Origin of the sequence: Paraburkholderia sp. BR10923, assembly GCF_040948765.1 — a bacterium.
In the GTDB taxonomy this organism is placed as follows: domain Bacteria; phylum Pseudomonadota; class Gammaproteobacteria; order Burkholderiales; family Burkholderiaceae; genus Paraburkholderia; species Paraburkholderia youngii.
In genome coordinates this window covers 1-878 of sequence record NZ_JBFPKO010000136.1, presented here as the reverse complement: position 1 = coordinate 878, position 878 = coordinate 1, and the positions used below count along the sequence as shown (strand labels likewise).

Below are 878 nucleotides of genomic sequence, written 5' to 3'. Positions count from 1 at the left end.
AGTCCGTCCTGAACAATCCGTAGAGCCTTGAGTAGCTGGGCTTCCGGGTAGAAATCGTGTTGTTGGAATTGCAGAGACCTGGCATATTGCTTCACATAGCCTGCAAATTCTGACGAGGTTCAGATGGGTCCAAAGGCACCTGTAACGGAGAAGGATCTGTTCCGGCATCCACTGCGCGAACAGATCAACCTTAAGCATCCACTGGTACGTCTGGCCGAACTGATCAACTGGGAGCGGCTAGGCGCGTCGATGAGCACGAGCTTCGTGTCGGGCAAAGGCAGGCCCGCGACGTCGCCGCGACTGATCGCCGGTCTGTTGTATCTGCAGCACGCCTTCGACCTGTCGGACGAGGATGTCGTGTGGCAATGGGTAGAGAACCCGTACTGGCAGGTTTTTACGGGTGAGACGTACCTGCAGACCGAGCCGCCGATCGATCCGTCCAGCCTTACGCGGTGGCGCAAACGGCTGGGCGAAGCCGGCGTTGAGGAGTTGCTGGCCGAGACGATCGACGCGGCGAAGCGTGCCGGAGTGATCAAGGCGTCGAGCGCGAAACGGGTTATCGTTGATACGACCGTGATGCCCAAGGCGATCGCACATCCGACTGACTCGCGGCTGCTGGAGCGCTGTCGTGAACACCTCGTGAAGGCAGCTGCGCGGCACGGCCTGAAGCTGCGGCAGAACTACAACCGCGAAGCGCCGCGTCTGGCCACCCAGATCAGCCGCTACGCACATGCGAAGCAGTACCGGCGGATGGGAAAGGCACTGCGCACCCTGCGCTCGCGGGTGGGTCGGGTCATGCGCGACGTCGAACGGCAACTCGACACGGTGGTTGATAACAGGCGAGCTGAGCTGCAGGAACTGATTGCCCGCACGAAGCG

The 878-nt window shown here is 61.0% G+C and carries 1 protein-coding gene; it reads left to right on the top strand.

The window, feature by feature from the left end; all coding sequences use genetic code 11:
* Positions 1-123: 123 nt before the first annotated feature.
* A partial coding sequence (locus AB3X94_RS41770; protein ID WP_368594409.1) for an IS5 family transposase occupies positions 124-878 on the top strand: 755 nt, incomplete at its 3' end.